Annotated in this window: 12 protein-coding genes; 5 read left to right on the top strand and 7 right to left on the bottom strand. The window is 61.9% G+C overall.

Features of this window, described 5'->3' with window-relative positions; all coding sequences use genetic code 11:
* Positions 1-12: 12 nt before the first annotated feature.
* The 6 genes from HXX15_RS19685 to HXX15_RS19660 are packed head-to-tail and all read right to left on the bottom strand — an operon-like array spanning position 13 to position 7,851.
* Entirely contained in the window at positions 13-561 is a 549-nt protein-coding gene (locus HXX15_RS19685) for a nitrous oxide reductase accessory protein NosL (RefSeq protein ID WP_296518106.1), read from the bottom strand.
* Positions 558-1,385, bottom strand: a complete 828-nt coding sequence (locus HXX15_RS19680) for an ABC transporter permease (protein ID WP_296518104.1) — start codon at positions 1,383-1,385, stop codon at positions 558-560. The genes HXX15_RS19685 and HXX15_RS19680 overlap by 4 nt, the downstream gene beginning before the upstream one ends.
* A complete protein-coding gene (locus HXX15_RS19675; protein WP_296518103.1) occupies positions 1,382-2,290 on the bottom strand; it encodes an ABC transporter ATP-binding protein in 909 nt (302 codons plus the stop codon). The genes HXX15_RS19680 and HXX15_RS19675 overlap by 4 nt, the downstream gene beginning before the upstream one ends.
* On the bottom strand, positions 2,287-3,648 hold the full coding sequence (locus HXX15_RS19670) for a nitrous oxide reductase family maturation protein NosD (protein ID WP_296518101.1): 1,362 nt from the start codon (positions 3,646-3,648) through the stop codon (positions 2,287-2,289). The genes HXX15_RS19675 and HXX15_RS19670 overlap by 4 nt, the downstream gene beginning before the upstream one ends.
* Positions 3,649-3,658: 10 nt before the next feature.
* Positions 3,659-5,605 (bottom strand): TAT-dependent nitrous-oxide reductase, encoded by a 1,947-nt coding sequence (gene nosZ, locus HXX15_RS19665; protein ID WP_296518099.1) that lies wholly within the window; start codon positions 5,603-5,605, stop codon positions 3,659-3,661.
* Between the two features lie 17 nt (positions 5,606-5,622).
* Entirely contained in the window at positions 5,623-7,851 is a 2,229-nt protein-coding gene (locus tag HXX15_RS19660) for a NosR/NirI family protein (protein ID WP_296518097.1), read from the bottom strand.
* Between the two features lie 31 nt (positions 7,852-7,882).
* Here HXX15_RS19660 and HXX15_RS19655 point away from each other — a divergent pair, with 31 nt between their 5' ends.
* Positions 7,883-8,950 carry a hypothetical protein gene (locus HXX15_RS19655; RefSeq protein ID WP_366558598.1) on the top strand — a complete coding sequence of 356 codons (1,068 nt, stop codon included), beginning with the start codon at positions 7,883-7,885 and terminating at the stop codon, positions 8,948-8,950.
* Positions 8,951-9,170: 220 nt separating this feature from the next.
* Here HXX15_RS19655 and HXX15_RS19650 read toward each other — a convergent pair whose 3' ends face one another.
* A complete protein-coding gene (locus HXX15_RS19650; RefSeq protein ID WP_296518095.1) occupies positions 9,171-10,064 on the bottom strand; it encodes a formylglycine-generating enzyme family protein in 894 nt (297 codons plus the stop codon).
* A 162-nt stretch (positions 10,065-10,226) separates the two neighbouring features.
* On the opposite strand from HXX15_RS19650, the gene HXX15_RS19645 reads away from it, so the two are divergent.
* The 4 genes from HXX15_RS19645 (at position 10,227) to HXX15_RS19630 (ending at position 17,769) form a co-directional block, all read left to right on the top strand.
* Positions 10,227-14,684: a tetratricopeptide repeat protein gene (locus HXX15_RS19645; RefSeq protein ID WP_296518094.1), complete on the top strand. Its 4,458-nt coding sequence runs from the start codon at positions 10,227-10,229 to the stop codon at positions 14,682-14,684.
* A 99-nt stretch (positions 14,685-14,783) separates the two neighbouring features.
* A complete protein-coding gene (locus tag HXX15_RS19640; RefSeq protein WP_296518092.1) occupies positions 14,784-15,425 on the top strand; it encodes a hypothetical protein in 642 nt (213 codons plus the stop codon).
* Positions 15,426-15,605: 180 nt separating this feature from the next.
* The gene (locus tag HXX15_RS19635; protein ID WP_296518090.1) at positions 15,606-16,610 is read left to right on the top strand and encodes a serine protease; all 1,005 of its coding nucleotides are present in this window, start codon (positions 15,606-15,608) and stop codon (positions 16,608-16,610) included.
* Between the two features lie 64 nt (positions 16,611-16,674).
* Entirely contained in the window at positions 16,675-17,769 is a 1,095-nt protein-coding gene (locus HXX15_RS19630) for a serine protease (RefSeq protein ID WP_296518088.1), read from the top strand.
* The last annotated feature ends 244 nt before the right edge of the window (positions 17,770-18,013 follow it).

The following is an 18,013-nucleotide window of genomic DNA, read 5'->3' as shown; positions in this document are numbered from 1 at the left end:
GGCCGGTCCTCGTCAATTGGTTCGCGCGTTGGAATGATCATTCTCGCCCGGACCCGCGGGTGGGTCGCTGCCGAGCACATAGTCGCTGGGAATCTTGTCGAATGTCACGACCTGACCGCCGTTGGCAGCGGCAAACGCATCCGCGGCAGCCCGCTCGCCGAACGGCACCGCTTCGGCAGCGCCCATGCCGCCCTGCTTGCGGCTGCCGATTACGAAGAACGCCTTGCGGGCATCGATCCAGTTGGTTTCGCCGGGCAGCTCCCAGCTCGGCGCGCGCGCCATATCGGAGACATAGATCGCGCGGATATCGCGGGGCTGGTCGGGCATCAAGGTGAAAGCGACGGTGTCGCGGACCGAGCTGAACCAGAACGGATCGATCCGGCTTGCGGTGATGATCTGTCCCTTCGGGCCGGGATGCTCCGTCAGATTCATGCCGCAGAAGACGCCCATCGCATCGGCGTTGAGCGCCACCGGCGGAGGCAGCGGCGCCTCTGCCGCGTCCTGCTTGCAGCCGGTAAGAAGGATGACGGCGGCAATGGCCCAGATCAACCGCAGTTTCATAGCTCCCTCCGCGCGAAGGACAGCATCGCCAGTCCTAGCGGCACCGCAATCCAGACCGACAGGCCGAGCAGCAGCGGCGCAAGCCCGGGATTGGTGCTGCCGGCGAGTCCGGCCATGCCGGCAAACTGGCTGACATTGAAGCCGGTCAGGTTGGTCAGCCGATAGAGATCGGTCGGATTGAGGAACAACAGCGCATTGAGCACCGGCCCCGAAATGATCCGCCCCTGGTCGACCACCAGAAAGCCGAGCAGCGCCATGTCGAACACCAGCACCATCAGCAGCCAGACGCCGATCGACAGTCCCGCCGCGGTGCCGCGGTCCCGCACCAGGCTCGAGATCAGATAGCCGATCGCCACGAACACCGCGCCCAGCATGATCGAACTGCCGAGCATCGCGCCAAAGGCATACCAGCTCGCGGCCAGCGACGATGTGCCGGTCAGCATCAGCGCGACGCCAGCGGCGCCGTAGCCGATCACGGTAGCGAAGGCGAGGATCAGCACGTGGCCGACGAATTTGCCGAGGATCACCTGACCGCGGCCGACCGGATAGCTGAGCAGCAGAATCATGGTGCCGCGCTCCATCTCGCCGACCACGGCGTCATGCGAGATCAGAAGCGCGATGAGAGGCAACAGGAAGATTGTCAGGCTCGACAGGCTGACGACGACGACGTCGAGCGCGCCGACACCGACGTTGCCGGTCGGCGCGCTGCCAAGGAAGGTGAGAGACAGGGAAAGCGCGGCCAGCAGCAGTGTCGTCGCCAGCACCCAGCGGTTGCGCAAGCCTTCCTGAATTTCCTTTCCGGCGATGATGGCGACGGTCCTCATGCCGCATTCTCCTGGCTGTTCAGGAAATGCGCGTAGAGTTCGTCGAGCGTCGGCGCCGCGATTTCGATGTTCCGCACGCGGGGATCGTTGACGGCGGCGCGCAGCAAATCCATCTTCTGCGCGTCGTCTTGAACCAGCATGATATGACCGTGCGCCGCCGTGCCGCGCGGTCCCGTCAACCAGGCCGGCGCAGTGCCGGCGTCCGGCGCGAGATCGATCGTGACCCGGATCGGCAGTTGCGAAATCGCGCGCAATTCCGCCATCGTGCCTTGCGCGGCGAGCAGGCCACGATTCATGATCAGGACGTGTTCGGCGCGGTCCTCGAGCTCATTGAGCGCATGCGACGAGATCAGCACGGTGGCGCCGTCGTTGCGCAGTTCGTGGAGGATCTCGTAAAAGGTCTGGCGCAGCGCCGGGTCGAGGCCGGTGGTTGGCTCGTCGAGCAACAGCACGCGAGGCCGGCCGAGCAGCGCTTGCGCCAGGCCGAGGCGTTGCCGCATGCCTTTCGAATAGGTCCCGACCTTGCGGTCGGCGGCGGGAGCCAGGCCGACGCGCTCGAGCAGCGGCCATGCCGTCGCGGGCTTGATCTGTTTCAGCCGGGCATAGAACGCCAGGGTTTCGCGCCCGGTCAGTGCGGCATTGAAGGCGACGTTCTCCGGCAGATAGCCGAGCAGCCGTCGCGCCGAGAATTCGCCGGCCGCGGGGTCTTCGCCGAGCACGCGGATGTCGCCGCGATCGGCCCGAATCAATCCCAGCATCAGCTTGATCAGCGTGGTCTTGCCGGCGCCATTGTGCCCGACCAAGGCGCTGAGCCGGCCCGGGACAAGCTCGAACGAGACGTTGCGCAAGGCGCGCACCGCGCGATAACTCTTCTCCACGCCATTCACCGAGATGGTCGCGTTCATCGCGGCACCCGTGCGGCCAACGGTTTTGGCGGCGGCGCGATCAAGGGATGAGTATCGATCACGCCGCCGGGATAGAGCGCGGGAAACTGACTCTGCGCCCAGCGCAACACTTGTACGGCGGGACTGTTGATCAGCACCTTGGCCGAAGGCGCGGTCCACAGCACGCGATCGACCAGATCGTTGGGGCGATAGGCGGTGTCGGCGATGCCGTCGCCATTGAGATCGAACGCCGGATTGTCGCTCCAGTAATTGCCGCGCCCGCCCTTCGACCAGTCGAGGTCGCGGGTGCCGACATATTTCACCTGGTTGCGATTGCCGATGAAGGCGTTGCCGGTGATCTCGTTGCCTTCGGAGCCGGCGGTGAAATGCACGCCGATGCCGCAACGCTCGAACCAGTTGTCGCGAAACTGATTGTGATTGGCGTTGTAAATGAAGACGCATTTTTCCGGACCGTCGTGCAGCGACTGTGCGGATTTGGTCTCGGGCAACATGCCCTTTTCGTCGTCGGCGCCTTCGTCCTTGCCGCTTCCGATGTTGTCAAGCGACCCGCCGGTGACCCAATTGCCCTCGATCGCGGCGTAATTGGCATAATTGAACAGCAGGCCGTAGTCGCGATCGCGATCGGAGATATTGCCGCGGATCTTGAGCCGGTTGGAATACATGATGGCGTAGCCGCCGTGATTGCCGATCGAGACGTTGCCGGAGACCTCGCTGTCGTTGGTGTACATGTAATGCACCGCGAACCGGACATTCTCGAACCGGTTGTTGATGAAATGATCCTTGCTGCTGGTGATGGTGAAGATACCGTCCCGGCCGTAGCGGAATGTGTTCTCGGCGATCACCACGTCCGGCGCATTCCAGACCGAGACGCCGTTGCCGGCCTCGTTGAGCCGGATGTTGCGCAGGCCTTCGACGACATTGCGTTGGACGCGCGACCCCGCGGCGCCATGCACATAGATTCCAAACAGATTGCCTTCCAGGCGATTGTTCTCGACCAGCGCCCGCTCGGCCTCCTTCTCGAGGAAGATGCCGGAATCCATCGTCTGCAGATCGCGGCCGGAGCCTCTGATCGTGATACCGCGAATCGTCACATCGGGGACCGTCACCGTGATCACGGTGCCGGAGCCGTTCGCGGCGAGCACCGCGCCGGGTTGACCAACGAGCGTCAGGCGGTGGTCGATCTTGACCGCGCCTTTGTGTTCGCCTGCGGCCAGTTCAACGACGTCGCCATCCTGCGCGCGGTCCAGCACAGCCTGAAGCGATTGCGTCGGCACGACGCTGATCGTCTCGGCCAAGGCGGAACTCCAAGCTCCGGCGGCGAACATCGCCGCCGGAATCATACGCACCCAGAGTGACACGTGTTGTCCCTCAGACTGTCTTCGGCTCGACCAGCATCCGGCCCGACATTTCCATGTGCATGGCGTGGCAGAACCATGAACAATAGTACCAATAGACGCCGGCCCTATCCGCCGAGAAGGTGACCGAGGCCGTTGCCTGCGGCGCCACTTCCATCTGGACGCCGTAGTTCACGATACAGAAGCCGTGGGTGAGATCCTCCACCGCGTCGATGTTGGTGACATAGACGGTGACCTGATCGCCCTGTTTGACCTGGAATTTCTCCAGACCGAAGGTCGGCGCGGTCGACGTCATGTAGACCCGCACCTTGTTGCCGTCGCGGATCACCTTGGACTCTTCCTCCAGTTTGACGCCGTCGAGCTTGGCCTGCTTCACCGCGTCGGAGAACATCGGATCGGCGCGGTCCCAGATCGAGATCGGATTGATCTTGGAGCGATGAACGATGGTCGCATCGTGCGGCTCGGCGAAGCTCGGACCGTCATGAACCAGCTTCATCTTGTCGCCGGAGATGTCGATCAGCTGGTCGTTTTCCGGCTTCAGCGGACCGACGTTGAGGAACCGGTCCTTCGAGAACTTGTTCAGCGAGATCAGCCACTTTCCGTCGGCCTCCTTGGTCTGTCCCATCGAGGTATGGTTGTGGCCGGGCTGATAGTGAACGTCGAGCTTCTGGATGATCGGATCGACCTGCTCACCCTTGAACGCCCGTTTCGCCAGATCGATGTTCCACTTGCAGATCTGGCTGTCGATGAACAGCGTGGTGTAGGCGTTGCCCCTGCCGTCATAAGCAGTGTGCAATGGCCCGAGGCCGAGCTCGGGCTCAGCCACCACGACGTCGCGCGGCTTGATCTTGTCGTCGAACAACTGATCGAACAGCCTGACATCCATCACCGTGACCGTCGGCGAGAGCTTCCCGTTCGCCACGATATGGATGCCGTCCGGCGCGGTATTCATGCCATGCGGGCTGTTGGAGACCGGCACGTAGCGGGTGTAGGGCGAGCCGTGGCGGCCGTCGATCACGGGTACGCCGCCCATCTCCTTGAAGTCGCCCTTCTTCACCGCCTCTTCGATCCGCTTGATGTTGAAGATCGTCACCCAGTCCTGCTCTTTGGCGGTCATTTCCGCCGCGTTCACGCCTTCTTCCGAATTATAGCAGGTCGCGAACGCATATTTGCCCTGGTAGTCGGCATCGACATTGTCGAGATTGCCGTCGACCATCACCTGCCAGGCGACCTTCATGGTGTCGCCGTCGACCGCGGTGAAGATCGCGTGATATTCCTTGGAATTGTCGAGGATCTTGCCGTCGTTCGGCAACGGCACGCGCTCTTCGCCGTTGCAGAACACATAGCCGGTGCGCGGATATTTCTGCACGCGCAGACCGTGGACGGTATGCTGGTTCGGCAATTGAATGATCTTGTCGCATTTCATCACGTCGAGACGAACGCGGGCAACCCGGGTGTTCGCCTTGTCGTTCATGAAGGCGTAGCGGCCATCATAGGTGCCGTCGGTGAAGGAAAGATGCGGATGGTGAAGATCGCCATTCATGTAGGTGCCGCCGCGGTTCTTTAGGAATTCGCGGCTTTCCGGCAATAGGCCTTCGGTCAGAACTTTCAGGCTCTCGTTGGTCTGGCCCCAGCCGGTGGCGCTGCAGCGATTGAACACCGGGACGCGCATCAATTCGCGCATCGACGGAAGACCGACGATTCGCAGTTCGCCCGACTGGCCGCTGGAGAAGAATGTGTAATATTCGTCGAGATCTCCAGGGGCCACTTCAGCCTTCTGGATCGCGGGGCGCGCCGGAAGTGTGGGTGCTGCTTTGGTTTGGGCATCGGCGCTGCTGATCAGGCCCTTGCCATCCGTCGTCAGCGCAACGCCGCCGGCGAGGCCGACACCGGCCGCCGCGGCGGTGGTTCCGAGCAACGTTCGTCGGCTGACGCCCTTTGACTTTTCTTGGTCGCTCATGTTCGTCTCCTCGGCTTTCAGGTTGCGGGTGGAGAAGTGGCGCCAGCGTTCAGCCCCTTGATGGGTTGGCCGCCGGCGGTGATCAGCGTGTCCGGCCCCTTGCCGGATCGCATCGAAGGCGACGAGAGCACCTCGCGCTTTTCGCGCTTCAGCCGCACCTGGATCATGTGCGGACAGCGGTGGTCGTCGAAATACAGCTCCTGACAATGCATGCAGTAGATGCACTCATTGACGTTGATGTGGCCTTCCGGATGGATCGCCTGTACCGGACATTCGTTGCCGCAGCGCTGGCATGGCGAGCCGCATTCCTTCCAGCGGCGCAGCCATTCGAACATCCGGATCCGGCCGGGAATCGCCAGCGCGGCCCCAAGCGGGCACATGTAGCGGCAGAAGAACCGCTCGACGAACAGCCCGGCCGCCAGCAAGGTCAGTGCGTAGATGACGAACGGCCATTCGCGCGCGAACTTCAATACGATCGCGGTCTTGAACGGCTCGACTTCGGCCAGTTGTTCGGCAAAAGCCGTGGAGTACAGCGACAGCCCGAACAGGCCGAGGAAGATGATGTATTTGATCGGCCACAGCCGCTCATGCAGACCCCAGGGCAAGCGATACTGCGGGACCTTGAACGCCTGCGCGATGTTGTTGAGCAGCTCCTGCAGCGCTCCGAACGGACAGAGCCAGCCGCAGAACGGCCCGCGTCCCCAGAACAGCAGCGCCGCGGCGGTCGAGGCCCAGAGCAGAAAGATCAGTGGCGCCGACAGGAAGTATTCCCAGCTAAATCCGGTCAGCAGCGAGTTGGCGAATGTCAGGACGTTGACCACGGACAACTGCGCGTTGGCGTACCAGCCGAGCCAAACCAGAATGAACAGCAGATAGCCGCGGCGCACCCAGGTGTAGACCTTCGGCCGGCGAACCAGCGCGTTCTGGAAGAAGAAGATCAAGGTGAGGACGCCGAGCGCGGCGACCGTGATGCCGATCTTGACGAGATCGCCCTTCCAGATCCGGATCCAGAGCGGCTCCTCGTCACGGGCAGCCGCGTCGGCAGCTTGTTGCGCCGTGGCGGAAGGTGCCGCCGCCTTCGCGGGCGCCGCGTCACGCACCGTGGGCGCCTGCTGCTCCCGCTTCATCAAGGCATCGGGCAGCGCATAGCCGAGATCGAAAGTGAGGATCGCCTTGTCGCGCACGCCGATCACGCGCTGCACCAGCAATTGCAGCGTCCATGGCGCGACGGGGTCAAAGGCGAATTCGGTCGGGACCACGAACAGCGCGATTTCGGGAAAGTCTGGCGCGCCCTCGGCGGCGAGACTCCCGAGCCTGGTGTGATCGCGGTCGCGGAAACGGATGCTGTTGGCATCCTGGGTCAGTTCGATGCGGTCGAAGATGCCGCCGCGCACGTAGCCGGAGCCCTTGAACGAGTATTTGCCGGCTCCCGCCACGATCAGCGCCTGCTGACCCGGCTTCAGCCGTGCGGCCAGGCGCTTGTAGCCGTCTTCGCCGAGCAGGCTGCGTCCGATGGTCGGCACCGCGACATCCGCCGCGTAGAGATCGATAAACGGCGTATCCGGATCGCCGTCTTCGGGATGCGCCGCAGCGCCGGCGTTGCCCGACTTCTCAAAGGCCTGGTTCACTTCCGCGACCGTGACCAGCAGCCGCCGAACCGCGCCATCGGCAAGCAGGCCCTGCCAGTCGCGGACGTCGCTCTTGTCGAGGTCGATGGTCTTCGTCACCGCTGGCAGCGCGACCGCCGCAGCACCGGCGTTGCCGCCAATTCGGCCGCTGCGGATCAACTTGGTCGCTGACCGCACGATGCTGTCGCCCATCACCAGCACGGTGACCGTGGCACCGCTGACAATGTCGACCTGAGGGGCACGGGTGGCACCGCGCGCCACGCTCGCCATGTCGGTGCCTACCAGCTTGTTGATCACGTCCAGGATGCGCTGCACGGGGATGCCGACCAGAACGATCGGCTCCTTGTGCTCGACCAGCTTGAAGCCGGTTATCACGCCGGCGGGATCAATGCCGACCAGAAGCTGGATAGGTTTTCCGGAATAGCCCGTCGAGTTGGCAAACTCCGACGTCAGATAGGTGAAGCCGAGCAACTGGTCATTCTTATAGACCGGAGCGATCGCGGGCTCGCCTTGCAGCGGACCGAACCTGTTCGCACCGGGGACCAGTTCGCCAGGCTCTGCCTTGCCGAGATAGTCGCTGAGCTGGCCGGCCGCAAAACACGCAGAATTACTGCTCATCCAGCAGCAAGCAGCGAGCACGACGCTCAAAATGACAGGAATGCTGACGAGTTTCCGCAATTGCGCAGGTTCCAGTTTCAGCAGAACGCCGTTGTTCTGGATCGCGGTTATTTGGACGATAGAGGCCTATAACAGTCGAAACAAACAGCACTTTGCGCTAGAACAACCTAAACGGATCTCGATCGACACCCGTTGTTCGAGGGAACATCCCACAATGCGCGCTGAACCGCTCCTGACAATCGCGCCACTCGCCTCGGTCGGCAGCATGGCGGAACTTTACGCGATCGCACTGATGCAGGCGGAAACGGCGGCAATGCGGTACGAACGACTTGCCCAATCCGAGGAGGAATCATTCGGACCGGTACGATGTGTCTTCGAAGTGTTGACACAACGCGAACGCGAACGCGCGGATTCGATTTGTCTAGGCTCTGGCGCGTCGCAGCGCAAGCGTCCCGATCCGGCGGATCTGCGCTGGAAACCGACTGATCTCGTTCCAGTTCAGGAGCTTTCCGACGTCGGGAACTCATCTCTGTCAACCGCTTACCACGCTTGGGCGCTCGCTGTTCGCCATCGCGAGCGCACCTTCATCTTCTGGACTTATGTCGCCGCGCTCGCAACGGACCACGCGGTGCGATCGACCGCCGAGGATTTTGCCCGCGAAGCTCTGATTGACGGCAATATCCTGCGGCGCGAGCGAAGACTGGCATGGCGGTCGATGCGACAAGGCGCGACGGATCGCGGGAGCGCGCCTTCCGAGCCGGAGTCCGCGGCATTGCTTGAGAGTTTACTGCTCAAGGACGTCGTCTTGTGGTCGCAGCAACTCACGCCGGTTGAGCGTGACTATCTGTCGACGCTGCGGCCATCGCCGCTGCCGCCGGTGCTCGAACCTCATGAGGCCATCGTTAAGTCCGACACGCTTGAAGACATCAAACGTCGCGCTTTGCGCAGGGCGGAACAATTGTCGAATCTCTACCTCGACGAGGCGGATCGGGCGGCCGACCAGAACAGCATGGAATACGCACAGAACATGGCCGCGCAATCGATCGCTCGGCTGGCGGGTTTGCGCAGCATCGCGTTGGCGTCCACAGTGCTGCCTTGAAGCGTCAAGCTGCCGAACTGTCATTCGGCGTGCAATTTTGGCTCTGACTGACTTTTGATGAAGTTCAAGCATGTCAATCAGCGTGGAGTCCCGACGCCGATCGGCGAGCTAAGCCATTGATCTACCGGGCGGTGGAGGAGTCGACCTTGGACGCCTGTTCACAAACAAGACTCCAAGAACTACATGGTCTTAGCAAGATCGCTCGCCGTGCCGGCAGCGCTCATGGCTGAAATCGCGCGCAGCGAAAGCCGAGCGCGGCATGGCTGTAATCCGGGGATCCAAAGTATCGGCTCGCAGAGCGCGCATTACGCGCGCTACCATCAAACCAGGATCCGCCGCGAACGACGCGCGCCGTAGGGCGTTGGCCCGGCTCCAACCAGGCGGACCCGTCGGAAGGCGCGTCCAGATAGCTCCCGTGCCAGCGATCCTCGCACCATTCCCAGACATTGCCCAGCATATCGTAAAGCCCCCACGCGTTCGGCGCCTTCAGCCCGACAGGATGGGTGCCGGCGCGTTGGTGCGGATACTGCTGTTCACGCCAGAGCTCGGAATTCCATCCATCTTCGAGTTCGAATCCCACGCCAGAATTCCCGCCATACCAGGCAATCGCGTCCAGCACCGGCGCATTGTTCCAACCAAGGATCCGGAGGTTGCCTGCATAAGTCGCCTTACTGGTCCCTGCCCGGCAAGCATATTCCCACTGCGCTTCCGTCGGCAGCGCGAGCTCAAGCCCTGGAACCATGCGATTGATCCGCGACAAGAACTCCTGCACGGCATCGAAGGTCACACTCTCCACCGGCCGGCTCGCACTCCTGAACCGGCTCGGGTTCTCGCCCATCACCGCTTCCCAGAGCGCTTGCGTGCACGGCGTATCGAACAGCCAGAAGCCTTCGCCGATCACGACCACATGCCGTGGCTCCTCATTGTCGAAGCGTCCCGCCTCATTCTCCGGCGATCCCATCCGAAAGCGCCCGGGTGGAATCCAGCGAAGCCTTTGCCTCACCGCCGTAAGCGAGAACTCCGCGAACACGCCGCGCCGATCGCGGCCGCAGCCGCTTGCCCAAGTGGGTGGCTTGCCATCGACCAGGGAAGGCGGGCCGGCGCTGACTTTCATCTGACATGCCCGAGAGAACGAAGTTACGAAGCGCGTTTTCACAACAGCATCAAGACAGACCGCGATCCCAAGCCTTTGATTGATGTCAACATCGCCCGCGGCCGGTTCGGGCAACAATCAACGTTAGCAATCTCGGAAGAAATATATTTCAGAAGGTATATTATGGATCGCGCGGTCACGCCATCGTCCCCTGCCTTCGCCGATACGCTGCTTCTGTCGCCCAGCATTGCGCCGGCCAACTCGGTTATGATGATCCGCCGCTTGGTTCTTGTGGCCGGTATCTTATTGTTTGGAAGTCCGGTGATGACGATCGCTGGCGCGCAGGCCGGTCAGGACAGCGCGGCGGCGGGCAGGCAGACGCCAACGCTGGTGGCAGCCGTCAAGGAAAAGCCAAAGCCGGGGGTCAAGGCAAACTCGAACCCGGGCGAGGATTTCAGGGCGTGCGGGGCCGAGATCGGTGAGGCAAAATTTGTTGGCTGCGATCGGGCGATCGCAGCCGGAAAGCTCAATCCGAAGGAACTCGCCTTTGCCTACGCCAGCCGTGGTGGGGATTGGTTACGAAAGGGGGATGTCGAACAGGCCCTCGCCGACGTCAACCAGGCGATACGCCTCGATCCGGACTATCAATACGCCTACACCGTCAAGGCCGGGGTGCTGCTGGCACGGAAGGATCCGTCGGCCGCATTGGTGGCGGCGGAACAAGCCGTGCAGATCCAGGCGAACAGCTACGGCTATGCGATCCGCGGTCAAGTGCTGCAGGCGCTCGACCGGCGCGACGAGGCGGCTGCGGATTACAGGCGCGTGCTGGCTGAGAATCCGGGGACCATGGAGCGGCGGATCGCCGAGGGCGGCCTGGCGGAACTGGCTGCCGCCAGCGACAAGCCGGTCGAACACCTCAAACCTTCGCCTTTCGGCTCCGAGCCAGGTCCGAGCGCCACGCCCGCCCCATCGCCTGCGGAGAATACGGCAGAGAATGTCGATGCGGACAGTTGCAGGACATCCTCGGGCGCAGCGGCGATTGCTGCCTGCGATCGTGCCATCGCATCGGGACGATTCACCGGGGCCGATCTCGCCCAGCTCTTTGGCAAGCGCGGCGACGCGTACCGTGCCAAACAAGATTTTGACCACGCCATCGCCGACTACGACGAGGGGCTTCGGCAGATCGAGCAGGCCGGGGCGAACAAGACCAGCAAGAGTGAGCTCTTGATCAACCGGGGTGTCACCCAGCTGGTCAAGAAGGATTTCGATCGCGCCATCGCCGATTTGAGCGCTGCGATCGACATCGATCCATCGGCGAAATTCGCGTTTTACAACCGCGGCGTCGCGCAGAGCTCCAAGCAGAACTACGACCTTGCGATCGCCGATTTTACCGAGGCGATCAAGCTCGACTCCCACAATGCGATTTTTCTGCTCGCACGCGCCGATGACTTGCGGTCGCGCGGTCGTCGCGACGAGGCCGCGGCGGACTACAAGCGGGTCCTCGCTGAAAATCCTGGTTACATTGATCGACAGATCGCCGAGGCGGGTCTCGCACAACTGGCTGCCGATAACGCCAAGCCGGCCGAAACCCCGAAGCCTTCGCCTTCCGCCTCGGGGCCCAGCCCGGGCGCCACGCCCGCCCCACCGGCTCCGGAGAATGCGGCCGCGAATGCCGATGCGACTAGTTGCCGGGATTCTTCGGGCGATGCGGCGATTGCCGCCTGCAATCGCGCCATCGCCTCGGGGCGGTCCACCGGGCGCGAGCTTGCCCAGCTCTTCGACAGGCGCGGCAACGAGCGCGCCGGCAAGCAGGACTGGGATGGCGCGATCGAAGATTACAGCGCCGCGATCAAGGCCGATCCCAATGATGCGCTTGCGTTCAGCAATCGCGGCTATGGCTGGCACCAGAAGAAGGACTATCAACGGACGCTGGCCGACGAGAACGAGGCGATCCGGCTCGGCGGCGGCAATGGCGCGATCTTCGTCCTTCGCGGCGAAGCGCATCGACAACTCGGACATCGTGACGAGGCGGTCGCCGACTACTACAACGGCCTGAACCTTCATCCGGACCAGGGCTGGACGCAAACTGCGCAGGCTGGCCTGCAGGCACTCGGCGCCGACCCGGCGGCTGTCGATGCCGACGCCAGCAAGTGCCGATCGGCGATCAGCGACGAGATGATGCAGGCCTGCGGGCGCGCGATCGCGTCGAACAAATTTGTCGGCAAGGAGCTGACGGACCTCTACGCCCGGCACGCCGCCGCCGCCGCTAAGCTGAAGAATTTCGATCTTGCCATTGCGGACTATGGCGCACTGATCAAGCTCGATCCGCTATATCCCAACGTCAACCTCCTGCGTGGTCAGGCGTATCGCCAAAAAGGAGAATACGACAAGGCGATCGCCGACTATGGGGTGGCGCTGGCGGTCAATCCCTTCGATGGGGATGCCCGTGTCGGCCGCGGCAATTCCTACCTTGCCAAGCAGGACTATGATCGCGCCATCGCCGACTACAACGAAGTGCTTCGGCAAATCGATTTTGTCGGCGGAGACAAGCTCAACAAGGTCGATCCTCTGATCAACCGGGGCGTCGCGTATATGGGCAAGGACGACGCCGATCGCGCGATCGCTGACTTCAGCGCCGCGATCAGCATCGATAACTCTTCGGCAACGGCGTCACAGGCATTCCTGAACCGTGGCGCCGTTTACGCCGACAAGCAAAACTACGATCTTGCGATCGCCGATTTCGCCCAGGCGATCAAGACAGATCCACAGAAAGGCAACGCTCTGTTGAACGGGCTCAAGTTGGACGTTGTCTCGCGGCAGAAGCTGCAGGAGGCGGTTTCGGCAACCGACGATGAATACAAGCAGTGCCACGCCCAGGCGCGGGATGCGACGATCGCCGCCTGCGGGAGAGTCATTGCTACGCACAAATTCACCGAGATGGCCCTGGGAGACCTGTATAACCAGCGCGGCGGCGAATACTACGAAAAGGGTCAGTACGAGCTCGCGTTTGCCGACTTCGATGAAGCCATCCGGCTCGACCCTTCGTCGTCCCTCGCATACATGAACCGGGGCTTCACGAACTGGGCGACGAAGCATTACGACCGCGCCATCGCGGATTTTTCTGAGGACATCAGACTCGGTTCGAAACGCAACGATCAGGGCTATATCAACCGCGGCAACGTTTACGCCGAGATCGGCGATCGCGATCACGCCCTTGCTGACTTCGGCGCAGCGATCCAGATCCATCCGGAGGAGGCGGCGACCTACATCCTGCGCGGCGACGTCCTGAGGCAGGCGGGGCGCCGCGACGAGGCGATGGCCGACTACAACAAGGCATTGACCCTCAAGTCCGATGACCGGACCAGACAAGCCGCGCAGGCTAGGCTGGCGGAACTTGCCAACAAGCCCGCGGCGGACGACGACGCGAAGAAATGCCATGACCTGACCGGGGATGCGGCCATTGCCGCCTGCGGGCGCGTCATTTCATCGGGCAAACTCTCGGGAGCAGCGTTAGCCGGCGTCTACAGCAGCCGGGGCGCGCAGTACTACGATAAGGACCAGTACGATCCCGCGCTCGCCGATCTCGATAAGGCGATCCAGCTCGATCCATCATCCGCCGAAGCGTATATGGGGCGAGGACTTGTGGATGCGGCGAAGAAGAACAACAGCCGCGCCATCGCCGACTTCTCCGAGGTTATCCGCCTGCGCCCTAATGCTTCCCTGGCCTTCGTTCAGCGCGGCAATGTCTATGCCGAAACCGGCGACCAGGCGCACGCGATCGCAGACTATGGCGAGGCGATTCGCCTCGAACCGAAACTGGTTGACGCCTATTGCGGACGCGCCAGTGCCTTTGTCGCCACGCACGAGCTCCGGCTGGCGTTCGCCGACTACAAGACGGCGGTCCGTCTCGACCCCAGATACGTGATTGCCGCGACCACCGCGACGATCTCGTCTGGAAAACGGACCGGGGATGCGCTGGTGATGACCTATGAGGTCCGCGCCCGCGCTTTTTCGGCAATCCGCGACTACGATCACGCCATTGCCGACTTCTCGGAGGAGATCCGGCTCGATCCCAAGGACGCCGAGGCGTACGGCCAGCGCGGCGAGGCGCGAGCCTTGAAGGGTCAAGACGACGAGGCGATCGCCGACCTTTCAGCAGCGATTGCCATCGATCCGGCCGATGCCGACAATTTCGATCTGCGCGGGTTAATCTATCACCGCAAACACGATCTCGATCGCGCCATTGCTGACTATAGCGCGGCGATCGCGATTGACGCGAAGTTCGCCACCGCCCTCAGCGACCGCGGTGGCGCCTATTTCGACAAGGGCGACTACGACCGCGCGATCGCCGACTTTGACGCGGTGATCAAGCTGCGGCCCACTGCGGGCGAGCCGCACACCAACAAGGCCCAGGCGCTGTTGGCAAAGAAGCAACCCACCGAGGCGCTGGCCGAAGCCAACGAAGGCGTCCGGCTGACCCCGGATGACTATGCGTTCTCCGCAAGAGGGGATGTCTTCAGAGCGCTCGGTCGCGCCAAGGAGGCTAAGGCGGACTACGACAAGGCGCTGACCATCAACAAAGACAACACGATCGCGGCGGAAGGTCTAAAGGCTCTCGCCGTCGGCGGCTCCTCGAAGTAACGCAAATCGCAATGGTGCCCCGTTTCGCGGGGCTTGACCTGCATCAATGTTCGGCCTCCGCCTACAGGCTTTGTTTATTCTAGGATGTAGAGGTGACGCATGCTTCGGATGACAATCTTTGCCGTGTCTCTGGCTCTCGCCCAATGGAGCCTTGCCGGCCCGGCTGCCGCCTGCACAGGGGAAAAGATCCTGTTCCAGGAAAATTTTGCGGCAGCTGACCCGGTTCTTTGGGGCTCACTACCTGCGCATTTCCAAGTCCGGGACGGCAAAGTAACCGTCAGGCCGCCCGCCCAATCCGAAACGTATCAATTCGAATCTGGCTTTGCGTTCGAGGACGCGGATATCTGCCTCACGGTGACGCTGCTCGAGACGACTGATCCGACCAATAGCTTTGGGGGCCTTCTGTTCTGGGTCAAGGATAAGGCCAACTTTTATGTCCTGAACGTCGCATCGATCGGCTATTATCAGGTCAGACGGAAGATCGCCGGACAGTGGGTGGCCCCGGAAGTGATCGGGTGGACACAGACCAAGGACGTCAAGCAGGGCCCGAACCAACCGAATACCGTCCGCGTGACGCTGAAGGGCCAGTCGGTCGCCATCGCAATCAACGGTAATGATGTCATCCGCTTCAGGGCACAGGCGCCCGAGGCTCCGAGCTTCGTTGGATTATATGCTGCCTCGGCCGAAGCCAAGGCCGACGCCTGGCAATTCAGCAATCTGAAGGTCACCAACGTCAAATGAACGCGGTCGACATTAAGAAGATTCATTGAGCTTCGGCGCCGGGTACGAGGGTGAATAGCTAATGCGGCGAGTCTTGATAGGGATAGCCGCCATTTTGGTCCTGGGCGCGGCGCTCTGGTACGGCGCGCTGGTTTTCTTCCACTGTTGCGCGCCGCCGCCAACGTAAGGAAACGCAGCGTCATGGCACATGCAGCGCGATTTGTTGCAAAATGGCTGGCAATTCCCGTCGCCCTGACAATGGCGTTGATGTCGCATGCGGCGGCCATCATCGGCGGCGAAAGTGCTCCTCTGCAGACCTATCCGTTTATGGTTTCGCTGATCGAACATGCGGCGCCAGTTGGCCAGGAGAGCGAATTTCATTTCTGCGGCGGTACTCTGATCGCACCCCAATGGGTACTGACGGCCGCGAATTGTGTCTACTTCCGTCTGCGGCAGCAGACTCCGGAAGAAATCGATCTCTATCTGGGTTCTAATGACTTCGCCAATGGTGACCGAATTCGGCCAGCCCAATTCTTCGTCCATCCGCAATATGATCGAGTTCGGGGCGAGAATGACATCGCCCTCATCCGCTTACCGCGTCCGCCGCGCGCGGATCTGGCGGTTGCCTCCACTCCGTTGAAGTTCTCGACCGATCCCAGGCTCGAGGACAGTTCAAGTACGCGGCCGGTCAAGGCTATCGGCTGGGGTCCAATGGACTATGCCGGGAGCGCTTCATCTCCTGACCTTCGGGCCGTCGAACTCCAGCTGCGTTGGAAAGTGATGGCGTGCCCGTTCGATGAGAGCGCCCTGACGGCGCGCTGGACAGACGTCAGCAAGGCTCTGCGCGAGCTCCGCATAAGTCCGGAAACGGAAGGCGAACTTTTTCGCCGGGTGGCTGCGGCAGTTCCACCGCTGATCCCACCCCACTCGCTTTGTACCGGAGGTGCAGTCTCGGCGCTCACGCAGGAAATGATCTCGAGGGGCAGCCTCAATTCGCGCGGCATGGCTCGCCCCGGGCCGTGCACAACCGATGCCGGCGGTCCGCTGATCGGCACGAATCCGGACGGCTCCGCCGTGCAATTGGGTATCGTGAGTTTCCCGTTCGGATACGAAGGACAGCATTGCGACAGTGTGGCGTACCCGCCCTATTACGTGAGTGTCGGTGCCTATGCGGACTGGATCGCGGCGGTGGTGTCCGATCACTGACGTTTGCCGTCAAAAATTCGCCTCTCCCGGGAGGACGGCCCGTGGGGGCAGCAAGGGAATCGATATGCTGAAGGAAATGAAGAGCGCGATATGCGCCGTAGGTCTCGCCGGCATGATTGCCCTAGCGACCGTGACGGAGGCCAGCGCCATTTTCGGCGGCAGGACAGCGCCGCCCCGCGCCTATCCGTTCATGGTTTCGATGCACATTCAAAAAGCCGGATCGACGTATCTGTGCGGTGGATCCCTCATCGCGCAGGACTGGGTGCTCACCGCGGCGCATTGCCTGAAAGGGGTCACGAGCCCAAACGACGTGCGTCTGTTTGTCGGCTCCGACAAGCGTTGGGATGGTGACAATATCGTGGCGAGCCAATTCTGGGTGCATCCGGGCTTCAACGACCTGTTGGACAATGACATTGCATTGGTTCACATGGCGCGACCGCCGAGTGCGGCCCTCAAAATATCCCCGATCAAACTTTCCACGGACCCGAGGCGGTATGAAGATCTCGCTCCGAACAATGACCCGCTCTCACCGGCGGGCGCGGGCGCCTTGCTCAGGAACATCCACAGGGAGGTGAAAGTCGCCGGCTGGGGCGTAACCAGTCCGACCAAGACGAACGCTCATGTGGCCGAGATGCTTCAGGTGATCGACCTTCGAGTCTCCAAACGCCAGTTTTGCGAAGTTCGATGGACATTGCCCCGTCTGGAGAATCTGCAAAACAAATTCTCTTCGTTCGGGCTCAGTCATCAGCAGGTGCGCGAGTTGATGAACGTGGTCATGACCCGTACACCGCATGTCGTACCGGCCGGAACGCTATGCGCGAGCAGTTTGGTTGATATGTTCGGCGATCCAGTCGGCTCCGGCCTGATTGGCACCATGTTCGGCAGGGGCCCGGAATATGTTCGGGAAATCTGGCTTCCAGACAATCTTCAACTGGCCATCGAACGAATCCCGCTCACCATCGATCCTGGTAACTGCCCCGGCGATAGCGGCGGCCCGCTGTTCGAGACCACTTCGGACGGCAGCTTCCTGCAGGTCGGCATCGTCAGCTTCGGCATTGGCGGCGATACCATCGACTGCGGCTCCGCAAACGCGCCATCCGCCTATACCGATGTAGCGGCCTTCGACGCGTGGATACGGTCGGTGATGTCGAACCGCTAGACTGGGCGGCTTTAGCCCAGCGCGACTTTGCGTTGAATCAAATGCCGGAGGGGCGATCGCCGCTCTACTCGCGCCACTAAGGTGCGCGAGGGACCTGTGTATGATCGTGAGACGCACAATCCTAGCGACGATGATGCTGGTCCAATGGAGCATCGGCTTATTTGCGAATGCCGATAACGGCAAAGAGTGCGACGCCATTTTTGCAGGCATGGAGATTATCCAATTGCACTAGTATCGCTCCACC

The sequence above is a fragment of the Rhodopseudomonas sp. genome, from assembly GCF_013377015.1.
Lineage (GTDB): Bacteria > Pseudomonadota > Alphaproteobacteria > Rhizobiales > Xanthobacteraceae > JARJEH01.
This window is presented reverse-complemented; position numbering and strand designations above follow the sequence as displayed.

Bases quoted from the DNA above. Each gene is read 5' to 3' on its own strand.
- HXX15_RS19685 (WP_296518106.1), bottom strand. From the start codon at position 561: ATGAAACTGCGGTTGATCTGGGCCATTGCCGCCGTCATCCTTCTTACC.
- HXX15_RS19680 (WP_296518104.1), bottom strand. From the start codon at position 1,385: ATGAGGACCGTCGCCATCATCGCCGGAAAGGAAATTCAGGAAGGCTTG.
- HXX15_RS19675 (WP_296518103.1), bottom strand. From the start codon at position 2,290: ATGAACGCGACCATCTCGGTGAATGGCGTGGAGAAGAGTTATCGCGCG.
- nosZ (WP_296518099.1), bottom strand. From the start codon at position 5,605: ATGAGCGACCAAGAAAAGTCAAAGGGCGTCAGCCGACGAACGTTGCTC.
- HXX15_RS19660 (WP_296518097.1), bottom strand. From the start codon at position 7,851: ATGAGCAGTAATTCTGCGTGTTTTGCGGCCGGCCAGCTCAGCGACTAT.
- HXX15_RS19655 (WP_366558598.1), top strand. From the start codon at position 7,883: ATGACAGGAATGCTGACGAGTTTCCGCAATTGCGCAGGTTCCAGTTTC.
- HXX15_RS19650 (WP_296518095.1), bottom strand. From the start codon at position 10,064: ATGAAAGTCAGCGCCGGCCCGCCTTCCCTGGTCGATGGCAAGCCACCC.
- HXX15_RS19645 (WP_296518094.1), top strand. From the start codon at position 10,227: ATGGATCGCGCGGTCACGCCATCGTCCCCTGCCTTCGCCGATACGCTG.
- HXX15_RS19640 (WP_296518092.1), top strand. From the start codon at position 14,784: ATGCTTCGGATGACAATCTTTGCCGTGTCTCTGGCTCTCGCCCAATGG.
- HXX15_RS19635 (WP_296518090.1), top strand. From the start codon at position 15,606: ATGGCACATGCAGCGCGATTTGTTGCAAAATGGCTGGCAATTCCCGTC.
- HXX15_RS19630 (WP_296518088.1), top strand. From the start codon at position 16,675: ATGCTGAAGGAAATGAAGAGCGCGATATGCGCCGTAGGTCTCGCCGGC.